We start from the raw sequence: 20,986 nt of genomic DNA on the forward strand, positions 1-20,986 counted from the left end.
GCACTCCATCACCTCGAGGTGCGGCCATGTACCGGCATATCCTGATCGCGACCGACGGTTCCGAGCTGGCAGGCAAGGGCGTGCAGCATGGCCTTGCCCTGGCCTTGCAGCTGCAGGCCAGGGCGACGGTCCTCACGGTGAGCGAACCCATCAGCACCGGCTTCGATGATGCGCTGGGCTGGAGCGCGGTGGCGACCTCGCTGCCGGACTTCCAGAAAGCGCGCGAGGAGGCCGCCCGCAAGGTCCTCGATGGCGTCACCGCGCAGGCGCAGGCGGCCGGCGTCGACCCGCACCTGCTGCACGTGGCCGACCGCTATGCGGCCGAGGCCATCGTGGACACTGCCGAACGCGAAGGTTGCGACCTGATCGTCATGGCCTCGCATGGGCGCCGCGCGCTGGGCCGCCTGCTGCTGGGCAGCCAGACCAGCGAAGTGCTGGCCCGCTGCGGCGTGCCGGTGCTCGTCATCCGCTGAACGCGGCGGCTCACCAGCCGTAGAGCTTCCAGTACACCGGCGAGATGTCGCTGTTGTCCTTGCTCTTGTCCAGGCGGCCGTCGCCGTCGGAGTCGTACAGGTAATAGGGCGCGCCACGCGATGGCGTGACCTTGACCATGCGCAGGTTGCCCGCCACGCGGTATTCCTCGATGGTGTCGCCGTTCTTTTCCGTGCGCACCGCCACCTGCGCGTTGGCCAGGTCGATGTCGGACGGGTTGCCGCCGCCTGTCGAGGCGCAACCGGCCATGGCCAGCAGGCAGGACAACGGCAGTGCGAGGCTCGTCATGCGGTTCATGGTGGCGTCCGGTCGGGGGAATGACGTCCCGATTATGCGCCCAATGCGAGGGTGGGCGCGTGACGCCGCGCGCAAGGGCGGGGCGTAGAATGCCGGCATGACACGACTCGTACTGATCGACGGCTCCAGCTACCTGTTCCGCGCGTTCCATGCGCTGCCTCCGCTGACCAACGCACAGGGTGAGCCTACCGGCGCGTTGTTCGGCGTGGTGAACATGCTGCGCGCCACGCTGAAGGAAAAACCGGACTACGTGGCCTTCGTGCTCGACGCCAGCGGCCCGACGTTCCGCGACGAACTCTATCCCGACTACAAGGCCAATCGCCCGCCCATGCCGGAAGAGTTGCGCGCGCAGGTCGAACCGATGATCCGCATCGTCCAGGCGCTGGGCTTCCCCTTGCTGCGCGTCGACGGCGTGGAGGCGGATGACGTGATCGGCACGCTGGCGCTGCAGGGTGCGGCGCAGGGCATGGAGGTCACCATCTCCACCAGCGACAAGGATTTCGCGCAGCTGGTCCGTCCGGGAGTGGCGCTGGTCAACACGATGAGCGGCAGCCGGCTGGATTCCGTGGATGCCGTGGTGGAGAAGTTCGGCGTGCGGCCGGAGCAGATCGTCGACTTCCTGGCCCTGATGGGCGACGCCATCGACAACGTGCCCGGCGTCGAGAAGTGCGGACCCAAGACGGCGGCGAAGTGGTTGGGCGAGTACGGCACGCTGGACGCGATCATCGAGCGGTCCGGCGAGATCAAGGGCAAGATCGGCGACAACCTGCGCGCCGCGCTGCCGCGCCTGCCGTTGAACCGCACCCTGGTGACCATCAAGACCGACGTGGCGCTGGAAGGCGGCCCGGACACGCTGCCGCTGCGCGACCGCCACGTCGACGAACTCCGCGAGCTGTACGCGCGTTACGGTTTCAACCAGGCCCTCAAGGAGCTGGAAGGCGGCGCCCTTGATGCGGCCTCCGTCGCCGAGAAGGAACCGGGCCGCGCGCGCGGCACCGGTCGCGTGGCGGCTGCCGCCGTCGACGAAACACCCCTCGATCCCGCGCTGGGCATGGCCGGCGACTATGCCGCCGTCACCGAGCCGGCGCAGCTCGATGCGCTGGTGGCCGCGCTGCAGCGGGCCGACGAGTTCGCGTTCGATACCGAGACCGACAGTCTCGACCCGATGCGTGCCACCCTGGTGGGGCTGAGTTTCGCCACCGAGCCGGGCAAGGCGGTCTACGTGCCCGTCGGCCACGACTATCCCGGTGCGCCGCCGCAGCTCGACCGTGCGGGCGTGCTCGCGGCGCTGCGGCCGGTGTTGGCCGATCCCGGCAAGCGCAAGCTGGGCCAGCACGGGAAATACGACCTGCACGTGCTTCGCCGCCACGGCGTGGAGGTCCAGGGCTACGCCGACGACACGATGCTTGAGAGCTTCGTGCTGAACTCGGGCAGCAACCGCCACGACATGGACAGCCTGGCCAAGCGCTTCCTCGGCTACGATACGATCAAGTACGAAGACGTGGCCGGCAAGGGCGCCAAGCAGATCCCGTTCTCCCAGGTGGCGGTCGATGACGCGACCCGCTATGCCGCCGAGGACGCCGACATCACCCTGCGGCTGCATCACGCGATCGCGCCGAGACTGATGGCCGAGCCCGGGCTGGAACGCGTGTACCGCGACATCGAAATGCCGCTGGTGCCCGTGTTGGCGCGCATCGAGGCCAACGGCGTGATGATCGACGCCGACGAACTGCGCCGGCAGAGCGGCGACCTCTCCAAGCGCATGCTGGCCGCGCAGCAGAAGGCGACCGAGCTGGCCGGGCGCACCTTCAATCTCGATTCGCCGAAGCAGTTGCAGGCGCTGCTGTTCGACGAGCTGAAGCTGCCCGTACTGGTGAAGACGCCGACCGGCCAGCCCAGCACGAATGAAGAAGCGCTCGAAGCCATCGCCGACCAGCACGAGTTGCCGCGCGTGATCCTGGAGTACCGCGGCCTGGCGAAGCTGCGCAGCACCTATACCGACAAACTGCCGGAGATGGTGAATCCCGACACCGGTCGCGTGCACACCAGCTACCACCAGGCCGGTGCCGCGACGGGGCGGCTGTCGTCCACCGATCCGAACCTGCAGAACATCCCGATCCGCACCGAGGATGGCCGGCGCATCCGCAAGGCCTTCGTGGCGCCGCCGGGGCGCAAGCTGGTCGCCTGCGACTACTCGCAGATCGAGTTGCGCATCATGGCCCACCTGTCGCAGGACCCGGGACTGGTGCGCGCCTTCGAGTCCGGCGCCGACATCCACAAGGCGACGGCGGCGGAAGTGTTCGGCCGCAAGCTCGAGGACGTGACCGGCAACGAGCGCCGCGCCGCGAAGGCGATCAACTTCGGCCTGATGTACGGCATGAGCGCGTTCGGCCTGGCGCGGCAGCTGGGCATCGGCCGCGGCGAGGCGCAGGACTACATCGCGCTGTACTTCAGCCGGTATCCGGGCGTACGCGACTACATGGAGCGCACGCGGCAGCAGGCGCGCGAGCTCGGCTACGTCGAGACGGTCTTCGGTCGCCGCCTGTACCTGGAATACATCAACAAGGGAACGCAGGGGCAGCGCGCCGGCGCCGAGCGCGCGGCGATCAACGCGCCGATGCAGGGCACGGCGGCGGACATCATCAAGCGCGCGATGATCGGCGTCGACGCATGGCTGGCGGATCACCGCGGACAGGCGCTCATGATCCTGCAGGTGCACGACGAACTGGTGTTCGAAGCCGATGCCGGTTTTGTCCCCGAGCTGCTGCAGGAAGCGACGGCTCGCATGGCGGCGGCCGCGCAACTGAGCGTTCCGCTGGTCGTCGACAGCGGCGTCGGCGACAACTGGGAAGAGGCGCATTAGCCCGGCCTGGAAACGCTTTCCCTTCCGGAACATGCACTTGCGGAAAGTTCAGGAAAACCCTGTCAGGTATATTTGTATACCGACCAGTTCAATAAAATGAATTACTCCTGAATCTTACGGTTTTTTAACCGGAATCTTCACGAACCATCCATGTCCGGAGTGGTCATATAGCCCCGTGACAGATGCAACGTCTGTCACTGATCTCTCCCTTCCCCTGGAGCGATCTCCCCCGGAGCGACGACCCCTCCCCAGGTCCCGCTCCCCTGGCCCCGCCGACCCCCCCCTGGTCTGCGGGGCTTTTTATTGCCCGTCGTCCTCCAAGCCCGCGTGCGCTACCGTGCGCGCAACCTTTCGCCACCGGGTGATGCATGAGCGCGACGTTCGCCGAGATGTTCCACATGGCCATGCCCTGGTGGGCCTTCGTGCTGAGGGCATGCGTCGTGTACTTCATCCTGCTGTCGATGATCCGCATGACCGGCAAGCGCACGATGGGCCAGTTCACGCCCTTCGACATGCTGCTGGTGGTGCTGCTCGGCAATGCCGTCCAGAACGCGCTGCTTGGCGATGACACATCGGTGGGCGGCGGCCTGCTGCTGGCCGCCACGTTGATCGCGCTGAACTGGATCGTGGGCCTGGCCTCCGCGCGATCGGCGAAGGTGGAGCGCTGGGTCGAAGGATCGCCGGTGCTGCTCGCACGCGACGGACAGGTCTATCGGGATGTCCTGCGCCGCGAGCTCATAAGCCGGGAGGATTTCGAGAAAGCGATGCGCGAAGCGGGTTGCCTGGACATGGCCGACATCCGCTTGGCGGTGCTGGAGAACAACGGGCATATCACGGTGGTGGGCCGGCAGCCGGAGATCCCCGGTGCGGGAGCGACGTAACTCGCGATCGCGATCCCGGCAAACCTTCGCGACTTACGTCGCTCCCACAAGAACAAGCTCAGGCGAGTTCGTTCAGCCAGTCGCGCGGGCGCAGGTAGTCGAGCAGCCGCTGCTCATCGCTGCCGTCCTCGGGCGTGTAGCCATACTCCCAACGTACCAGCGGCGGCAGGCTCATGAGGATCGATTCGGCCCGCCCGCCGCTCTGCAGGCCGAACAGCGTGCCTCGGTCGTAGACCAGGTTGAATTCGACGTAGCGGCCGCGCCGGTACAGCTGGAAGGCTCGCTCGCGTTCGCCGTAGGGGACGTCCTTGCGCGATGCGACGATCGGCAGGTAGGCATCGAGGAAACCGTCGCCCACCGCGCGCAGGTAACCGAAGTCGCGCTCCGGATCCTCGCCCAGGTCGTCGAAGAACAACCCGCCCACGCCGCGCGTCTCGTTGCGGTGCTTGAGGAAGAAGTACTCGTCGCACCAGCGCTTGTGCGCGTCGTAGCGGGCCTGCCCGCCGAACGGTTCGCACAGCTCGCGCGCGGTCCGGTGCCAGTGGCGCACGTCTTCGTCGACCGGATAGAAGGGGGTGAGGTCGAAGCCGCCGCCGAACCACCACGCTACCGTTTCGCCATCGCGCTCGGCGCGGAAGTGGCGCACGTTGGCGTGCGTGGTCGGCACGTGCGGGTTGCGCGGATGGAAGACCAGCGACACGCCCACTGCGCGCCAGGACGCGCCTGCGAGTTCAGGGCGATGTGCCGACGCCGACGGAGGCAGCCGGTCGCCCGACACATCGGAGAATCCGATGCCGGCCTGCTCGAACACGGCGCCGTCGCGCAGGATCCGCGTGCGGCCACCGCCGCGGATGGGCGATGCGTCGCCGGGTGGCCGCGACCATGCGTCTTCATGGAATCGCGCGTCGCCATCGGCCGCTTCGATGGCGGCGCAGATGCGGTCCTGCAGGTCGGTCAGGTAATCGCGGACAGGCGAAAGATCGTTCATGGCCCGCATTCTACCGGGGTGGTCGCAGCATCCCGAATTCCGCGCGCACATCGGGCCTGCACAGCTGCCAGACGAGCAGGCCATGCAGGGCCGCGAACACGACGGCACTCACCCACAGCGTGGCCAGCGAGACCACGCGCAGCGCGGCGAGTTCGGCCCGCATCCGTTCCATCTCCGGCTGCGGCGGCAACGCCCGCACCCAGGCGAACACGGCCTCGAGGGCGGCAATGCCGGCGAAATTGAGTGCGGCACCGGCCACCATGAAGGCCACGAAGCCCCACCAGCCCCATGCGCGGCGGCGAAGCAAGCCGAAGGACACGGCCAGGAAAGCCGCTGAGGCCGCCAGGAATCCGGCGGCGATCGCGGTGAGGTGGGTGAGTATCCACACCGCGGCGGCGGGGACCGATCGCGTCGCCAGGAAGCCGCGCACCGCCTCCATATCCACCGGCCCCAGCAGGACCAGCGCCGCGATCAGTTGCGCCACGGCGTACAGGGTGGCGGCGATGCCGATGACGATCGATACCTTCGCCGTGACAGTGACGAAGGGCGAGCCTGTCGCGTGGGCCGGGTCAGGTCGCATCGCTATTTGAGCGTCTGTTCGAACAGTTTGAGTACGCGCTTGTACTCGTCCAGCCACGAATCGGATCGCGTGAATCCGTGGCGTTCCAGCGGATAGGCCGCCAGTTCCCAGTTGTCCTTGCGCAGTTCGATCAGCTTCTGCGTCAGCACCACCGAATCCTTGAAAAACACGTTGTCGTCGATCATGCCGTGCGCGATCAGCAGGTGGTCCTGCAGGCCGTCGGCATACTCGATCGGCGACGAGGTGCGATACGCCTCCGGATCCAGCTCTGGCGTGTTGAGGATGTTACTGGTGTACTCGTGGTTGTACTGCGTCCAGTCGACCACCGGGCGCAGCGCGGCGCCGGCCTTGAAGGTGCCGGGTTCGCGGAACAGCGCCATGAACGTCATGAAGCCACCGTAGCTGCCGCCGTAGATGCCGGCGCGATCACGGTCCCCCTGCTTCTGCGCGACCAGCCAGTCGAGGCCGTCGAGGTAATCCTCGAGTTCGGGATGGCCCATGTTGCGGTAGATCGCGGTGCGCCAGTCGCGGCCGTAGCCCTCGCTGGCCCGGTAGTCCAGGTCGAGCACGATGTAGCCGCGCTCCACCAGCAGGTGATGGAACATCTGCTCGCGGAAATAGTTCGGATAGCGGGCGGTGACGTTCTGCAGGTAGCCCGCGCCGTGCACGAACATCACGATGGGATAGCGCTTGCCCGGCTCCATCGTCTTCGGGCCGTAGTATTTGCCCCACACCACGCCGGCGCCATGCTTCGACGGGACCTGCACGTATTCCGGCTCGGTCCACGTACGGGCCTTGAAGGCGGCCGTGCGGGTGTCGGTGAGCGGCTTCGCCTCGCCGCCGTCGATGCCGACCACGGACAGCTGCGCCGGCGTATAGCTGCGCGAGTGGCGGACCAGCAGCTGGCGCCCGTCCGGCGACGCGCTGAAGCTCTCCACCCCGTCGAGCGCGGTCACCTCGCGCACCTGGTTGCTGGCGAGGTCGAGCCTGCAGACTTCGTAGTCTCCCGGCCAGGCGCGGTTGCACAGGAACAGGAAGCCGTTGCCGTCCGGTGCGACTTCCGGCTCGGAGACCTCCCACCTGCCCGACGTGCGTGCGCGGAACTTTTCGGAACCCGTCGCCGTGTAGAGGTGCGAGTAGCCGGACTCTTCCGACAGCAGCCACAGCGTGCGGTTGTCCGGCAGCCAGCCGAACTGGTTGAAGCCCCAGTTGATCCAGGCCTCGTCGCTCAGGCGATGGCGTGGCAGCAGGCGGGCACCCACCAGGTCGACGGTGGCGATCCAGCGGTCCTTGTTGTCGACCGCGTGGATCTGCACCGCGGCCTGGGTGCCATCGTTCGTCCAGGCAATGGCGCCGCCGTCGCTGTCGTTCTCCACGCGCACGTCGCGGTTGCCCTTCAGCGGCTCCTGGCCGGCCTTCTTGCGCAGCGCGGCGAGCGGATCCCTGTCGATGCCGGGCAGCGGATCGAACGAGAGCGGCTTCACGCTGCCGTCGGCCAGGTCCACGCGCCACAGCGCATGCGGCAGGGGCGCGTTGCGTCCCACGCGGGTGCGCACGTCCTGGAACTCCTCGTAGCCGGATTCGGTCACGTACTTGGGCATCTTGCCGGCCTGTCCCGCGTCGGCCCCCTTCTTGCGGGTCACCACCAGTAGCCAGCGGCCATTCGGCGACAGCGAGCTCGCTTCGATCTCCACGTCGTTGCCGAGGTACACCGGTGCGGGCGCGCGCGTCGGGTCGGCCTTGCGCCACGCCTCCGCCTGCTTCTGCGCTTCCTCGCCCTGGGCACGGTCGTCGGCCAGCGTGCGGAGGGTGCGCAGCTGCTGCGCGCGCAGGGCGTCGGCCTTCGGCGGCGCCAGCGGATCGCGCTCGGCCTTGAGTTCGGCGAAGGTCGTGGTGCCGGCGCCGGCCGTCCAGCGGTACCAGGTGGAGCCCGCCCGCCAGATCACCGCGCCGTCGTGGGCAAAACGTGCCTGCTGCTCGGCGTCGTTGGTGCGGGTGACCTGGGTCAACGCACCGCTGCGCAGGTCGCGCACGAACAGGTCGCCGTTGCGCGACAGCAGCATGCGCTGGCGATGGACGTCGTACACCGGGCTGGCGGCATCCAGGCCGGCGCGCCGGTCATCGCCGACGCGATGCGCGGCGCCGCCATCGAGCGCTTGTTCGAAGGTATCGCGCACGAGGCTGCTGTCGCGCTTGAGGTCGTACTGGACCTGCTTGCCGTCCCACGACCACCAGGCGCGCTCGACCGGCGGACCGATCCAGTCCGGCTCCGCCATCGCCTGTTCCAGCGTGAAGGGTGCGGTGGTCTGTGCGCGTGCGGACGGCGCGAGGGCGAGCGGCAGCAGCAGGGCGAGCAGGACGGGGCGCATCGGGCATCCGTTAGTGCGAGGTGAAGGGCGCAAGATTACCAGCCCCGTCGCGCGGTTCCGGCCGCCGATGGTCATGCGCGGGCGTCAACGCGCGCGGGTTTCGCGCCTACCGCATTTCCCGCACAATCTCCGCTTGTCCATACGCGGGGCGCGACACGCGCGCATGCAAGCCTACGTCTACAAGAGCCAGCGCAAGGCCGACACGTTCGTATACCTGGCCACGCGCGATGGATTCACCCTCGTGCCGGAACCGCTGCGCACTCAGTTGGGCGATCTGTCGTTCGTGCTCGAAGTGGCCCTGACCCCGGACCGGAAACTGGCGCGCGAGGATGCCGCCGTCGTCCGGGAGAACCTGGCCGCGCGCGGATTCCATGTGCAGTTTCCGCCGCCGCCCGATCCGCGCGTCCGTGCCGATGCCTGAGTCGCGCCTGCAGACCCGTCCCGTCGCCGTCGCCGTCGCTGCCCTGCTGGCGGGCGTGCTGCTGGCGGCGCTGGGGGGATGGACCGGTGGCGTGGTGGCGGCCATCGCGGCCTGCCTCGCACAACCGGCGATCGCCCTGGCCGTGTCGTGGCTGCGCGGCACGCGCGTGCTGGCACCGGCCCGTGCCTGGCGGGAAGACCTGCCCGCGCTGCTGTTGGCCTGGGGCATCGCGTTCGCTGCCAGCGCCGCGTTGCTGGCCTGGCCGCTGGCCTCGCTGCACGACAGCGGCAGCCTGCCGGCGGCGCTGGGCGTCAGTGCGGTGGTCGGCGCGGTGATCGTGGGACTCTGGCGCACATGGCCACTATGGCACGGGCTGGAGCGCGACGGCGGTGCGCTGTCGGCCCACTGGCGCGGGCTGGTCGAGCGCGACTTCCATGCCTGGCGTGGGCTCGCCGTGGCGACGCTGCTGGCGCTCGCCGTCGGCGGCGGGCTGTGCCTGGCGTGGCCCGGCCTGGTGCCCGATGCGGCGCGCGTGGTGGTGGCCATCGTCTACGCCGTGTCTCTGCCGCTCCTGCACCTGGGCGTGCAACGGCTGCAGGGGGCAGGCGTCCTGCCGGTGGTGGAGATGCCCGACGGCGATGTCGACGTCGACGCCTTCGCGGAGGTTCCGGTCTCCGCCGGACCGGTGACCGACCTGGAGCAGGCGCTGTTCGACGCCGCGCGGACCGGCCGCGTCGAGCGCGCGCTGGAATTGATCGACGCCGGCGCGGACCCGCATGCGCTGCCGGCAGAAGGCGCGCGCGACCAGCGCAGCCTCGGCGCCCTCGCTGCGGTACTGCCCGACCTCCGGCTGCTGCGCACGCTGATCGCCCACGGGGTCGACCTCAACCACGCGCATGCCGGCGTCACTCCGCTGCTGGCGGCGACGCGCGACAGCTGGCATGGCCGCCCCGATGCCGTCACGACCCTGCTGGCCAACGGTGCCGACCCTCGCATTGCCGACGGCGATGGCAACACGCCGCTGCACCACGCTGCCCGCAGTTCCGACCCCGGCGTGGTGGCACTGCTGCGCGACGCGGCGGCGGAACTGGATGCACTGAACCACGATGGACTGACGCCGCTCGGCGTCGCCTGCGTGGCCGGCAACTGGCGGCTGGCGAAGTTCCTGCTCGAACGCGGCGCGCGCCCTGACCCGCAGGGCGGGCAGCCGGTTCTGCTGGCCGCTGCGTCCACCGAAGAGGACGACCCGGCGGGCGTCCAGTTGCTGCTCAAGCACAAGGCCAAGGTCGACGCGCGCGACGCGCAGCGCCGTAGCGCCCTGCACGAAGCTGCCTTCGCCGGCCACGCCGAGATCGCCGCAACCTTGCTGGCGGCGGGTGCCGACGTGCATGCGCGCGACAGCCAGCAGCGCACGCCGTGGCTGGAAGCCGCCCGCGGCGGGCATCTGGCCATGCTGGAAAAGCTGGCCGACGCGGGCGCCGATCGCGCCGCCGTCGACGCCGGGCATCGCAACGCCCTGATGCTGGCGTGCACCGCGGACCATGCATCGCCCGCGCTGGTGAGGCGCTTGCTGGAATGGGGTGTCGATCCTGCCGCTGCCGATGCGGAAGGCCGGCGCGCGGTCGATGCAGCGGCCGAAGCCGGACGCTGGGCGCTGGTGTCGGCCCTCGATCCCGGTTACGCGTTGCCCACCGCCGTCGCTGCGGCCGACGACGAAACGCCGCCCGACCGTGCCCCCTCGGCGCTGCTGCGCGACGGCTTGGCGAGCGGGCAGTTCGATGGTCTGGATGCGCTGGCGCGGCTGTGCTCCCGCGACGAACTGGGTGCACTGCTGCACGACGCCGACATGCAGCGGCCCGCGCGCCTGGCGTGGCTGCTGCGCCACGGCGCCGACCCCGACACCCGCAATGAGCGTGGCGACAGTCTGGTCTTCGCCGTGCTGGCACAGGGCGTCGCTGGCCAGCCCGCGCTGGCCACTCTGCTGGCACGCGGGGTATCGCCTTCCGGCGCCGGCGGTCTTGCGCGTTTCATGGCGGCCTGCGCGGCGGACGACCAGGCGGCGCGCGCACTCGAATCCTGTGCCCTGGACCTGCTGGAACGTGGCGCCGATCCGTTCGCGTCGTCGGGGCAGGGCGATCCGGCGTTGTCCCTGGCGGTGCGCCTGGGGTGGCAGCGCGTGCTCGACCGCCTGCTCGACATCGGCGTGGACCGCGAAGCGCGCGACAGCCACGGCATGACGGCGCTGCATCTGGCCGCCGTGCTGGGCCGCGAGACGGCGCTCAAGCACCTGGTCGCGAAGGGGGCCTCGCCGGATGCGCGTGCAGCCGATGGCCAGACCCCGCTCGGCGTCGCCCTGGCGTGCGGGCGTCGCGACCTGGCCGACTGGCTCGACTGGCGCATCTGGCCGCTGCCGCGGCGCGCGCTGCGTCCCGCCGACCTGCCGGCAGCGGCGATGGCCGGTGATCGCGATGCCGTGCGACGCCTGCTGGATCTCGGCTTCGATGTCGATTCGCCCGATGCGCAAGGCTGCACGGCGCTGCTGCGCGCCGCGGGGGGAGGCTTCACGGCCGTCGTCGAGCTGCTGCTCGCGCGCGGCGCCGACGCGCAGCGTGCCGCCCATACCGGCGCCACGCCGCTGTCGGCTGCGGTGAGCATGCGCCAGGTCGAGATCGTCGGCGCGCTGCTCGCGGCCGGCGCCGACATCGAATACCGCCTGCCCGGTGGCGTGACCGTGCTGATGCTGGCCGCGGCGCTCGGCCTGCCGGAGATCGCCGCCCGCCTGATCACCGCCGGCGCCAACGTGCAGGCCGGCGATGCGCAGGGCCTCACGCCGCTGCACTGCGCCGCGCTCTACGGATTCACCGCCCGCGAGAAGCCGCGGTTGCTGGCGCTGCTGGATACGCTGCTGTTGTCCGGTGCGGAATCCGAAGCGATGGCGGCAGGCGCGGTGACGCCGCTGCTGCTGTTGCTGGGCGCGCGCGCCGAACCGGGGACCGCGTGCGACGAAGAGGTGGTGCTGGCGGGCCTGGAACGCCTGCTGGACGAAGGCGTCTCGCTGGACGTGCAGGATCCGCGCGGTTTCGGTCCGCTGCACCTGGCGTCGCTGCACGGCCTGTTGCGCGTCGTCAGCCGCCTGTTGCGGGCAGGCGCAGATCCGGAGCTGCGGGACACGCTGAACCGGACGCCGCGCGAGATCGCGGTGATGCGCGGATTCATCGACGTAGCGGCGGAATTCGTTCCCGCCACGCCGGGCGCCGGCGCATCGATGGCCCGCTTCCTCCGCGACCGCGGCTGACGCGCGCGCTCACTTCGCCGGCGCGTCCTGGCCGGTCGCATCGGCCTCGAACAGTTTCTCCAGGTCGCTGACCGCATCGCGCGCGGTCTGGATCACCGCGCCGTCGTCGTCGTACACCAGGTACTGCGCCCGCAGCAGCTTCTCGTCGTGCTGGCGGAACCGCCGCGCGTGTTCGGCGGCGGTTTCCGGCGGCATGCCGAGTTCCACCAGCACCTGCTGCGCCATCTCGAGGCTCGACCCCAGCGTTTCGCGATAGGCCTCCGCACTCAGGTCCATCAGCCGCCACGCATGCTGCCGGTTGCGCGCACGCGCCAGCACGCGCGCGTCGGGGAACATGCGGCGGATCAAGCGGGTCGCCTTGATGTTCGTGTCCGGGTCGTCCATGGCGATCACGAACACCTTCACGTGCTGGCCGCCCGCGGACCTCAGCAGGTCCGGCCGGGTCGGATCGCCGTAGTAGAGCCGGATGTTGCCGAACCGCCGCAGGGTGTCCACCGTCTCGGGGCTGTGCTCCAGCGCGACGAACGGGATGCGCTGCGCGGTCAGCAAGCGGGCGACGATCTGGCCGAAGCGGCCCATGCCCGCGATCAGCACCTGCGGCTGCTCGTCCGGGATCTCGTCGAACGAGCGCGGCGCGGCCGTCGGCCGTTTCACGTCGGCAAGCAGACGGTGCAGGCCCAGCAACAGCAAGGGGGTCAGCGCCATCGACAGGCCCACGATCGCACTCAACTGGTTGCGCAGCGCCACGTCCATCAGCTTCACGCGCGCGGCCTCGCTGAACACCACGAAGGCGAATTCGCCGCCCAACCACAACGTGCCGGCCAGCATCAGCGCGCCGCGCGGATCGAGCCGGCCCGGCCAGCGGCCGACGCCGAACAGCAGGGCGAACTTCACCGTCAGCAGGATCAGCACGCCCGAAGCGATCAGTTCCGGCTGCTCGGCCACCGCATCCAGGTCGATGTCCATGCCGACCGCGATGAAGAACAGCCCCAGCAGCAATCCCTTGAACGGATCGATCTGCGATTCCAGCTCGTGGCGGAACTCCGAGTCGGACAGCAGCACGCCGGCCAGGAACGCGCCCAGGCCCGCGCTCAGGCCGGCCAGCTGCATGAACCAGGCGATGCCCAGCACCACCAGCAGCGCCGTGGCGGTGAACACCTCGGGCATGCGCGTGCGCGCGACGATGCGGAACAGCTGCCGCAGCACCAGCCGGCCGCCGAGGATGACGATCGCGATGGCACCGACGGCGTGGAACACCATCGTCCATGTCAGCGTTTCGTTCTTCGCACCGCCGAGCAACGGGATGGCGGCAAGCAGGGGGATCGCCACCAGGTCCTGGAACAGCAGGATCGCGAAACCGAGGCGGCCGTGCTCGCTGGTCAGTTCCTTGTGTTCGGACAGCAGCTGCAGGCTGACGGCGGTGGACGACAGCGCCAGGCCCAGGCCGACCACCAGCGCGGTCTTCCAATGATGTTCGAACAGCAGCGCGACGCCGCCCAGCACCAGCGCGCTCAGCAGCACCTGCAGGCCGCCGGCGCCGAACACCGGCTTGCGCATCACCCGCAGGCGCGAAGGCGACAGTTCCAGGCCGATGACGAACAGCATCATCACCACGCCGATCTCCGCGGCGTTGAGGATGCGATCGGCATCGCGCACCAGCGCCAGCCCGTCCGGCCCCAGCACCACCCCGGCCACCAGATAGGCCAGCACCGCCCCCAACCCGAACCGCTTGAACACCGGCACCGCGATCACCGCGGCCAGCAGGAACACCAGCGCCAACTCCAGACCACTACCGTGCATGCGTCACCTCGCGGGGATAGTATGCGGCGGACAGGGTCACGACGGACCCGTTTCCAGGGATCGAGGAGAACGTATGAAGCAGCGCATGGCCTGGCTGGTGTGGGTGCTCGTGGGGCTGGTGGCGTTCGCGCAGGGCGCCCATGCGGAGGGCCCGCGTGCCGTCCGCAAGCAGGTCGAAGGCAGCATGCTGGTCACTGGCATGATCACCATCCGCACCGATGGCAGCGTGGCCGCCGTGGACCTGGACACGCCGGACCGGTTGCCGGAGGGCATCGCGCCCTTCGTGACCCAGGTCGCGACGTCGTGGCGCTTCGAGCCGGTCATGGTGGAAGGCGTCGTCAGGCAGGTGCGCACGCGGATGAGCGCCCGCCTGGTGGCGAAGTCGACCGGAGACGGCAAGATGCAGGTCACTGTCCGGGGTGCGGACTTCGGGGACTACCAGGCCATGCCGGCGGAGGAGCGCATCAGCAGCATCGGCATGAAACCGCCGGGTTATCCGATGGCGGCGGCCCAGGGCGGCGTCCAGGGAACCGTGTACCTGCTGTTGAAGATCGGCCGCGACGGCACTGTCGACGACGTGGTCGCGGAGCAGGTGAACCTGCGCATGGTCGCCAGCGAAGGGCAGATGCGCCAGTTCCGCGAACGCTTCGCGCGCGCGGCGATCGGCGCGGCGCAAAAGTGGACCTTCAATACCCCCACCCGCGGCGATGCCGCGGAGCAGCCGCACTGGGTCGTGCGCGTGCCGGTCGATTTCAACTTCGGCGAGAAGCCCCGCTACGGCAAGTGGGAAGTCTATGTGCCGGGCCCGCGCGAGCATGTGTCCTGGGCGCAGGACGACGAGCGCCCCGGCTTCTCGCCCGACGCGCTCGCGGAAGGCGGTGTGCACATGGCCGGTGGCAAGCAGGGCCCGAAACTGCTGACGCCGTTGGACGGCGCATAGCGCGCGGCCCCGCTTTTTGCGTGCGGAATCGGCATCCTGATCCACCGTGCGGCCTGCAGCAGGCCGCGATGGAAGAGGCAGGTCTGGAGGACGCAAGCTCCGCCCAACGAAAAAGCCCCGCATTGCGGGGCTTTTTCCTGGACGACGCGCTGGATCAGCGCTTCATCGAGCTGAAGAACTCGTCGTTGGACTTCGTGTTCTTCATCTTGTCCAGCAGGAATTCCATTGCGGCGATCTCATCCATCGGATGCAGCAGCTTGCGCAGAATCCAGATCTTCTGCAGCAGTTCCGGTTCGATCAGCAGGTCCTCGCGGCGCGTGCCGGAGCGGTTGATGTCGATGGCCGGATAGACGCGCTTCTCGGTGATGCGGCGGTTCAGGTGCACTTCGCTGTTGCCGGTGCCCTTGAACTCTTCGTAGATCACCTCGTCCATCTTGCTGCCCGTCTCGACCAGCGCGGTGGCGATGATGGTCAGCGAGCCGCCTTCTTCCACGTTGCGCGCGGCGCCGAAGAAGCGCTTCGGGCGGTGCAGGGCGTTGGCGTCCACGCCGCCGGTCAGCACCTTGCCGGAGCTCGGCACGACGTTGTTGTAGGCGCGGGCCAGGCGGGTGATCGAGTCCAGCATGATCACCACGTCCTTCTTGTGCTCGACCAGGCGCTTGGCGCGCTCGATCACCATCTCGGCGACCTGCACGTGGCGGGCGGCCGGTTCGTCGAAGGTCGAAGACACCACTTCGCCGCGCACGGTGCGCTGCATTTCGGTCACTTCTTCCGGACGCTCGTCCACCAGCAGCACGATCAGGTGCACGTCGGGGTGGTTGGTCGTGATGGCGGTGGCGATCTGCTGCATCATGATCGTCTTGCCGGCCTTGGGCGGCGACACGATCAGCGCGCGCTGGCCCTTGCCCTGCGGCGCCATCAGGTCGAGGATGCGGCCGGCGATGTCTTCCGACGAACCGTTGCCGCGCTCCAGCGTGAAGCGGCGGCGCGGGAACAGCGGGGTCAGGTTCTCGAACAGCACCTTGTTCTTCGACGCTTCCAGCGGTTCGCCGTTGATCGTGTCGATCGTCGACAGCGCGAAGTAGCGCTCGCCGTCCTTCGGCCAGCGGATGCGGCCGGCCAGGTGGTCGCCGGTGCGCAGGTTGAAGCGGCGGATCTGGCTGGGGCTGATGTAGACGTCGTCCGGGCCGGCCAGGTAGCTGGCCTCGGCCGCGCGCAGGAAGCCGAAGCCGTCCGGCAGGATTTCCAGCACGCCGTCGGCGGCGACGCCTTCACCGTGGCGGGTCAGCACCTTCAGCAGGGCGAAGATGACGTCCTGCTTGCGGGCGCGGGCGACGCCTTCCTGGATGTTCAGCTGCTCGGCGATGTCCAGCAGCTTGGGCGCGGGCATGCGCTTGAGGTCGCCCAGCGAATACTGGGGGAAGCCCTCCGGCACGTTCGGCATCGCACGCGGCACGAACTGCTCCTGACCACCGCCATTGCCGTCCTGCGGCATGCCGTCGTGGCCCTGGCGGTCGCGATTCCGCTCGCGGCGGTTGCGGAAGCGGTCGCGGCGGTTGTTGTTGAAGCGGTTGCCGTCGCGCTGCTCGCCGCCATCGTGCTGGCCGCCACCCTGCGCCTGCGGCGGGGCATCGCCCTGGCCGCCTCCGTCCTGGGACGGTGCGGGAGCAGGGGGCGCCGCGGAAGCGGGTGCGCGTTCGGCCGCGACCGGCGGCAGCGGGAGCGGCGGCGCCATCTCGGGCGCGCGCTCGGCCGGCGCTGCGGCGGTGTCGGCGGTCGGGGTCTTGGGGGCGCGGGTCTTGCGCACGCGCTTCTCGGCGGGAGCGCCGGTTTCGTTGCTGCTGTCGGACAAGTTGCGAATCCTCGCTAGGTGGCGAGCGCCGGCGTTGCGGCGGCGGGGTGAAGTGAAGAGTGGGTATTCAGATGGGTGCGGCGCGTCCCCTGCGCCGGATTTCGGGTCCGACACTATCACCGGCCCCGGAAGGCGGCAAGCGGTGGGCAGGCGTCGGGTTCAAGCGGATTCAGCCGGCGCCCCCGGCAGTGCGGGGGCGTGGCGGGGAGACTCAGGCGGCCTGGGTGCCCAGGGCCTTGTCGATCATCTGGGTCAGCTGGCCCTTGCCGACGGCGCCGATCTGGGTCGCCTGGATCTGGCCATCCTTGAACAGCAACAGCATCGGGATCGAGCGGACGTGGTACTTGATGGCGGTGGCGCGGTTCTCGTCCACGTTGACCTTGGCGACCTTCAGCTTGCCGCCATAGGTCTCGGCCAGTTCATCGAGGACCGGCGAGATCATCTTGCACGGGCCGCACCATTCGGCCCAGAAGTCCACCAGCACCGGCTCGCCGGACTGCAGCACGGCAGCATCGAAATCGGCATCGCCGACGTGGGTCACTTTGTCGCTCACGGGGATCTCCTGCGGGGTCCGCGGGCAGGCGCGGACGGGTTCGGGCCGGGACGGCCACCACGATTGGGGTAAACTGGGGCGTTCCGCGACCTTTTCAAGGTAACCCAGGTGGTCGCGCAACCCGGCACAGGGGGCGCAGTGTGCGACGCCGGTCAGGCCGTTGCAAGCACACCCACCGCATTCATACGAGACGCGCGCGGAACACAGCGACGCAAAGAAGAAGGCATGAGCGACAAACCGTTAACCGATATAACTTTCTCTTCGTTCGACCTGCATCCGGCGCTGCTTGCCGGCCTGGAAGGCGCAGGTTTTTCCCGCTGCACGCCGATCCAGGCGATGACGCTGCCGGTCGCCCTTGCGGGCCGTGATGTCGCCGGGCAGGCGCAGACCGGCACCGGCAAGACACTGGCCTTCCTCGTCGCCGTGATGAACCGCCTGCTGACGCGTCCGGCCCTGGCCGAACGCAAGCCCGAGGACCCGCGCGCGCTGATCCTGGCGCCGACCCGTGAGCTGGCCATCCAGATCCACAAGGACGCCGTGAAGTTCGGTGCCGACCTCGGACTGCGCTTCGCGCTGGTCTACGGCGGCGTGGACTACGACAAGCAGCGTGAGATCCTCCAGCAGGGCGTGGACGTCATCATCGCCACCCCGGGCCGCCTGATCGACTACGTCAAGCAGCACAAGGTGGTCAGCCTGCACGCCTGCGAGATGTGCGTGCTGGACGAAGCCGACCGCATGTTCGACCTCGGCTTCATCAAGGACATCCGCTTCCTGCTGCGCCGCATGCCGGAGCGCACCACGCGGCAGACGCTGCTGTTCTCGGCCACGCTGTCGCACCGCGTGCTGGAACTGGCCTACGAGCACATGAACGAGCCGGAGAAGCTCGTCGTGGAGACCGAATTCATCACCGCGGCCAAGGTGCGGCAGAAGCTGTACTACCCGGCCGACGAGGAGAAGATCCCGCTGCTGATCGGCCTGCTGTCGCGCAGCGAAGGCGCGCGCACGATGGTGTTCGTGAACACCAAGGCGTTCGTCGAGCGAGTGGCGCGCGCGCTGGAGCGTGCCGGCTACCGCGTCGGCGTGCTGTCGGGCGACGTACCGCAGAAGAAGCGCGAGTCGTTGCTGAAGCGTTTCCAGGCCGGCCAGCTGGAGCTGCTGGTGGCGACCGACGTGGCCGCGCGCGGCCTGCACATCGACGGCGTGTCGCACGTCTTCAACTACGACCTGCCGTTCGATGCCGAAGACTATGTCCACCGCATCGGCCGCACCGCGCGCCTGGGTGCGGAGGGCGACGCGATCAGCTTCGCCTGTGAGCGCTATGCGATGTCGCTGCCCGACATCGAGGCCTACATCGAGCAGAAGATCCCGTCCGAGCCGGTCACCGCCGAGCTGCTGACCGCGCTGCCGCGCCCGGAGCGTCCGAAGCCGGCCGCCGGCGAGGTCGACGAGGAAGAAGAGAGCATCGGGCAGATCTTCCGCGAAGCGCGCGAGCAGAAGGCCGCCGACGAAGAGCGCCGTGGCGGTGGCCGCAAGCCCGGTGGCTCCGGTGGCGCGGGTCGTCGTGAAGGCGGTCGCCGCGAAGGTCCGCGTTCGGCCGACGGCAAGCCGCGCCCGCCCCGTCCGCCGCGCGCCGCGCGTCCGGAGGGCGAAGCCGCGAAGCCGCCGGCGCCCCGGCCGGCGAACGACGCGGTCCGCACCGACGCCGTCGCGCTGCCGGAAGGCGAGCGCAAGCCACCGAGGAAGCGTCGTCGCCGTCGCCATGGCAAGCGGCTCGAGGGTGCGGAGGGCGTCGTGGCGAATGCCGCGCCGGTCGCCGCGACGCCGTCCGCCGCGCCGAAGCCGGTCGACGACAACGCAGGCTTCCTGACGAAGTTGGGGCGCAAGATCCGCTCGCTGGTCTCGGGCAACTGACCTGCGCCCTCATGGGTATCGAGAAGAAGCCGGGCACGTCCCGGCTTTTTCTTTGCGCATCGGCATCGCCAGCCTCTTGATCGGTCCGGCATAATCGACGCACATGAGCGTCCTTCGATTCGAAAACGTCAGCAAGCAGTACCCCGGTGGCCACGCGGCGCTGGAGGACGTCAGCTTCGAGGTCGCCGAAGGCGAGATGCTCTTCGTCACCGGTCATTCCGGCGCGGGCAAGAGCACGCTGCTGAAGTTGATCCACCTGAGCGAGCGGCCCAGCCGGGGGGCGGTCCTGTTCGCCGGCAAGAACCTGTTGAAGGTGCGCGGTGGCCGCATTCCGCTGCACCGTCGCGAAGTCGGCGCGGTCTACCAGGACCATCGCCTGCTCACCGACCGCACGGTGATGGAGAACGTATCGCTGCCGCTGATCCTGCGCGGCGACCGCCGCGGCGACATCGGCAAGCGCGTGCGCGAAGTGCTGGCGCGGCTGGGCCTGGGTCATCGCGAAAACGCGCTGCCCACGCAGTTGTCCGCCGGCGAGCAGCAGCGTGTCGGCATCGCGCGCGCCATCGTCGCCGAACCGCGCCTGCTGGTGGCGGACGAGCCGACCGGCAACCTCGATCCCACGCTGGCGGCGGAAATCATGTCGCTGTTCGCGTCCATGCCCGAGCGTGGCACCAGCGTGCTGGTCGTCAGCCACGACCTGTCGCTGCTCAAGCGCATGAAGAAGCGCGTGCTGATCCTCGACCACGGCAAGCTGGTCGACGACATTTCCCCCGCGGACCTGGCCGAATGAGCGACGCGAAGAACAGCCGGGCGCAGGCGCGCTCCGGGTTCGGCATCTGGCTGGACCAGCATCTCTACAGTTTCGTTTCCAGCCTTGGCCGCACCGTGCGTCGCCCCTGGGCGACGTTGCTGACGATCGGCGTGATGGCGGTGGCCTTCGTGCTGCCGCTGGGCCTGTGGCTGGCGTTGCAGAACGTGGGTCACTTCGCCGGTGACGTGCAGCAGTCGCGCGAGATCGATCTGTTCCTGGCCCCGGACACCCCGGTCGCGCGCGCGCAGGCGCTCGCGGAATCGCTGCGCGCCCGCGACGATGTCGCCCGCGTCGAGCTGCGCACCCCCGAGCAGGGCCTGGCGGAATTCCGCGAGCGCAGTGGCCTAGCCGATTCGCTGGCGCTGCTGGACGGCAATCCGCTGCCGAGCCTGCTGGTCGTGGTGCCCGAAGGCGACGAGGTGCGGCTCATCGCCGCGCTGGAAGCCCTGCCCGAAACCGATCTGCTGCAGCACGACGCCGCCTGGCGCGAACGCCTGGCCGGCTGGATGGGCTTCGGCAAGCGGCTGGTGTGGGTGCTGGCGTCCTTGTTCGGACTCGGCGCGCTGCTGGTGGTCGGGAACACCGTGCGGCTGGACATCCAGTCGCGGCGCGAGGAGATCGGCGTGCTGCAGTTGCTGGGCGCGAGCGACGGGTTCATCCGCCGTCCCTTCATCTACCTGGGCGCCTGGTACGGGCTGGCCGCCGGCGCACTGGCGCTCGGCCTGCTGACGCTGGCGGCATGGGCGTTGCGGGATCCGCTGGCCGCGCTGGCACGCAGCTACGGAAGCCCGTTCGTGCTCGCAGGACTGGATCCGGTCGGCGCGGCGATCGTCATGGGCGTGGCGACGGTGATCGGCTGGCTGGGCGCATGGCTGGTGACGGGGCACTTCTTGCGTCAGACTCGCCCGACCGCCACCTGACATCCCCCGCATC

The 20,986-nt window shown here is 69.2% G+C and carries 16 protein-coding genes; 9 read left to right on the forward strand and 7 right to left on the reverse strand.

The window, feature by feature from the left end; genetic code table 11:
• The first annotated feature begins 26 nt into the window (after positions 1-26).
• On the forward strand, positions 27-473 hold the full coding sequence (locus Q0907_RS13345; protein ID WP_296278912.1) for a universal stress protein: 447 nt from the start codon (positions 27-29) through the stop codon (positions 471-473).
• A gap of 10 nt (positions 474-483) precedes the next feature.
• Here the strand turns inward: Q0907_RS13345 and Q0907_RS13350 are convergent, their stop codons facing one another.
• Positions 484-789: a DUF2782 domain-containing protein gene (locus tag Q0907_RS13350; RefSeq protein ID WP_296278913.1), complete on the reverse strand. Its 306-nt coding sequence runs from the start codon at positions 787-789 to the stop codon at positions 484-486.
• Between the two features lie 97 nt (positions 790-886).
• Here Q0907_RS13350 and polA point away from each other — a divergent pair, with 97 nt between their 5' ends.
• Both polA and Q0907_RS13360 read left to right on the forward strand, forming a co-directional pair.
• Positions 887-3,652, forward strand: coding sequence for a DNA polymerase I (polA, locus tag Q0907_RS13355; protein ID WP_299345572.1), 2,766 nt, complete (start codon positions 887-889; stop codon positions 3,650-3,652).
• A gap of 368 nt (positions 3,653-4,020) precedes the next feature.
• Positions 4,021-4,533, forward strand: coding sequence for a YetF domain-containing protein (locus Q0907_RS13360; protein ID WP_299345575.1), 513 nt, complete (start codon positions 4,021-4,023; stop codon positions 4,531-4,533).
• Between the two features lie 58 nt (positions 4,534-4,591).
• On the opposite strand, the gene hemF is transcribed toward Q0907_RS13360, so the two are convergent.
• Genes hemF through Q0907_RS13375 form a run of 3 tightly spaced genes read right to left on the reverse strand, consistent with a single transcriptional unit; the run spans position 4,592 to position 8,470 of the window.
• The gene (hemF, locus tag Q0907_RS13365; protein WP_299345577.1) at positions 4,592-5,521 is read right to left on the reverse strand and encodes an oxygen-dependent coproporphyrinogen oxidase; all 930 of its coding nucleotides are present in this window, start codon (positions 5,519-5,521) and stop codon (positions 4,592-4,594) included.
• 10 nt (positions 5,522-5,531) lie between these two features.
• Complete coding sequence (locus tag Q0907_RS13370; protein WP_299345580.1) at positions 5,532-6,101, reverse strand: hypothetical protein; 570 nt, start codon at positions 6,099-6,101, stop codon at positions 5,532-5,534.
• 2 nt (positions 6,102-6,103) lie between these two features.
• Entirely contained in the window at positions 6,104-8,470 is a 2,367-nt protein-coding gene (locus tag Q0907_RS13375; protein WP_299345584.1) for a S9 family peptidase, read from the reverse strand.
• Between the two features lie 163 nt (positions 8,471-8,633).
• On the opposite strand from Q0907_RS13375, the gene Q0907_RS13380 reads away from it, so the two are divergent.
• A complete protein-coding gene (locus Q0907_RS13380; protein ID WP_299345587.1) occupies positions 8,634-8,891 on the forward strand; it encodes a YcgL domain-containing protein in 258 nt (85 codons plus the stop codon).
• On the forward strand, positions 8,884-12,186 hold the full coding sequence (locus Q0907_RS13385) for an ankyrin repeat domain-containing protein (RefSeq protein ID WP_299345590.1): 3,303 nt from the start codon (positions 8,884-8,886) through the stop codon (positions 12,184-12,186). The genes Q0907_RS13380 and Q0907_RS13385 overlap by 8 nt, the downstream gene beginning before the upstream one ends.
• Before the next feature lie 9 nt (positions 12,187-12,195).
• On the opposite strand, the gene Q0907_RS13390 is transcribed toward Q0907_RS13385, so the two are convergent.
• Positions 12,196-13,986 (reverse strand): monovalent cation:proton antiporter-2 (CPA2) family protein, encoded by a 1,791-nt coding sequence (locus Q0907_RS13390; protein ID WP_299345593.1) that lies wholly within the window; start codon positions 13,984-13,986, stop codon positions 12,196-12,198.
• 73 nt (positions 13,987-14,059) lie between these two features.
• Between Q0907_RS13390 and Q0907_RS13395 the strand changes: the two genes are divergently transcribed.
• Positions 14,060-14,926, forward strand: coding sequence for an energy transducer TonB (locus Q0907_RS13395; RefSeq protein WP_299345595.1), 867 nt, complete (start codon positions 14,060-14,062; stop codon positions 14,924-14,926).
• A gap of 154 nt (positions 14,927-15,080) precedes the next feature.
• Here Q0907_RS13395 and rho read toward each other — a convergent pair whose 3' ends face one another.
• A complete protein-coding gene (gene rho / locus Q0907_RS13400; RefSeq protein ID WP_299345598.1) occupies positions 15,081-16,778 on the reverse strand; it encodes a transcription termination factor Rho in 1,698 nt (565 codons plus the stop codon).
• A gap of 211 nt (positions 16,779-16,989) precedes the next feature.
• Positions 16,990-17,331: a thioredoxin TrxA gene (gene trxA / locus Q0907_RS13405; RefSeq protein ID WP_055939299.1), complete on the reverse strand. Its 342-nt coding sequence runs from the start codon at positions 17,329-17,331 to the stop codon at positions 16,990-16,992.
• 225 nt (positions 17,332-17,556) lie between these two features.
• On the opposite strand from trxA, the gene rhlB reads away from it, so the two are divergent.
• From rhlB to ftsX, 3 genes are all read left to right on the forward strand, one after another.
• Positions 17,557-19,242 (forward strand): ATP-dependent RNA helicase RhlB, encoded by a 1,686-nt coding sequence (rhlB, locus tag Q0907_RS13410; protein WP_299345601.1) that lies wholly within the window; start codon positions 17,557-17,559, stop codon positions 19,240-19,242.
• A gap of 103 nt (positions 19,243-19,345) precedes the next feature.
• Complete coding sequence (ftsE, locus tag Q0907_RS13415; protein WP_296278926.1) at positions 19,346-20,032, forward strand: cell division ATP-binding protein FtsE; 687 nt, start codon at positions 19,346-19,348, stop codon at positions 20,030-20,032.
• The gene (gene ftsX, locus Q0907_RS13420; protein ID WP_296278927.1) at positions 20,029-20,973 is read left to right on the forward strand and encodes a permease-like cell division protein FtsX; all 945 of its coding nucleotides are present in this window, start codon (positions 20,029-20,031) and stop codon (positions 20,971-20,973) included. Before ftsE ends, ftsX begins: the two co-directional genes overlap by 4 nt.
• Positions 20,974-20,986 lie beyond the last annotated feature (13 nt).

The organism is uncultured Pseudoxanthomonas sp., assembly GCF_947498795.1.
GTDB lineage: Bacteria > Pseudomonadota > Gammaproteobacteria > Xanthomonadales > Xanthomonadaceae > Pseudoxanthomonas_A.

Coding starts and splice junctions, on each gene's coding strand:
- Q0907_RS13370 (WP_299345580.1), bottom strand. CDS start 6,101: ATGCGACCTGACCCGGCCCACGCGACAGGCTCGCCCTTCGTCACTGTC.
- Q0907_RS13360 (WP_299345575.1), top strand. CDS start 4,021: ATGAGCGCGACGTTCGCCGAGATGTTCCACATGGCCATGCCCTGGTGG.
- Q0907_RS13375 (WP_299345584.1), bottom strand. CDS start 8,470: ATGCGCCCCGTCCTGCTCGCCCTGCTGCTGCCGCTCGCCCTCGCGCCG.
- ftsX (WP_296278927.1), top strand. CDS start 20,029: ATGAGCGACGCGAAGAACAGCCGGGCGCAGGCGCGCTCCGGGTTCGGC.
- ftsE (WP_296278926.1), top strand. CDS start 19,346: ATGAGCGTCCTTCGATTCGAAAACGTCAGCAAGCAGTACCCCGGTGGC.
- Q0907_RS13390 (WP_299345593.1), bottom strand. CDS start 13,986: ATGCACGGTAGTGGTCTGGAGTTGGCGCTGGTGTTCCTGCTGGCCGCG.
- Q0907_RS13380 (WP_299345587.1), top strand. CDS start 8,634: ATGCAAGCCTACGTCTACAAGAGCCAGCGCAAGGCCGACACGTTCGTA.
- hemF (WP_299345577.1), bottom strand. CDS start 5,521: ATGAACGATCTTTCGCCTGTCCGCGATTACCTGACCGACCTGCAGGAC.
- Q0907_RS13350 (WP_296278913.1), bottom strand. CDS start 789: ATGAACCGCATGACGAGCCTCGCACTGCCGTTGTCCTGCCTGCTGGCC.
- rhlB (WP_299345601.1), top strand. CDS start 17,557: ATGAGCGACAAACCGTTAACCGATATAACTTTCTCTTCGTTCGACCTG.
- polA (WP_299345572.1), top strand. CDS start 887: ATGACACGACTCGTACTGATCGACGGCTCCAGCTACCTGTTCCGCGCG.
- Q0907_RS13395 (WP_299345595.1), top strand. CDS start 14,060: ATGAAGCAGCGCATGGCCTGGCTGGTGTGGGTGCTCGTGGGGCTGGTG.
- Q0907_RS13385 (WP_299345590.1), top strand. CDS start 8,884: ATGCCTGAGTCGCGCCTGCAGACCCGTCCCGTCGCCGTCGCCGTCGCT.
- Q0907_RS13345 (WP_296278912.1), top strand. CDS start 27: ATGTACCGGCATATCCTGATCGCGACCGACGGTTCCGAGCTGGCAGGC.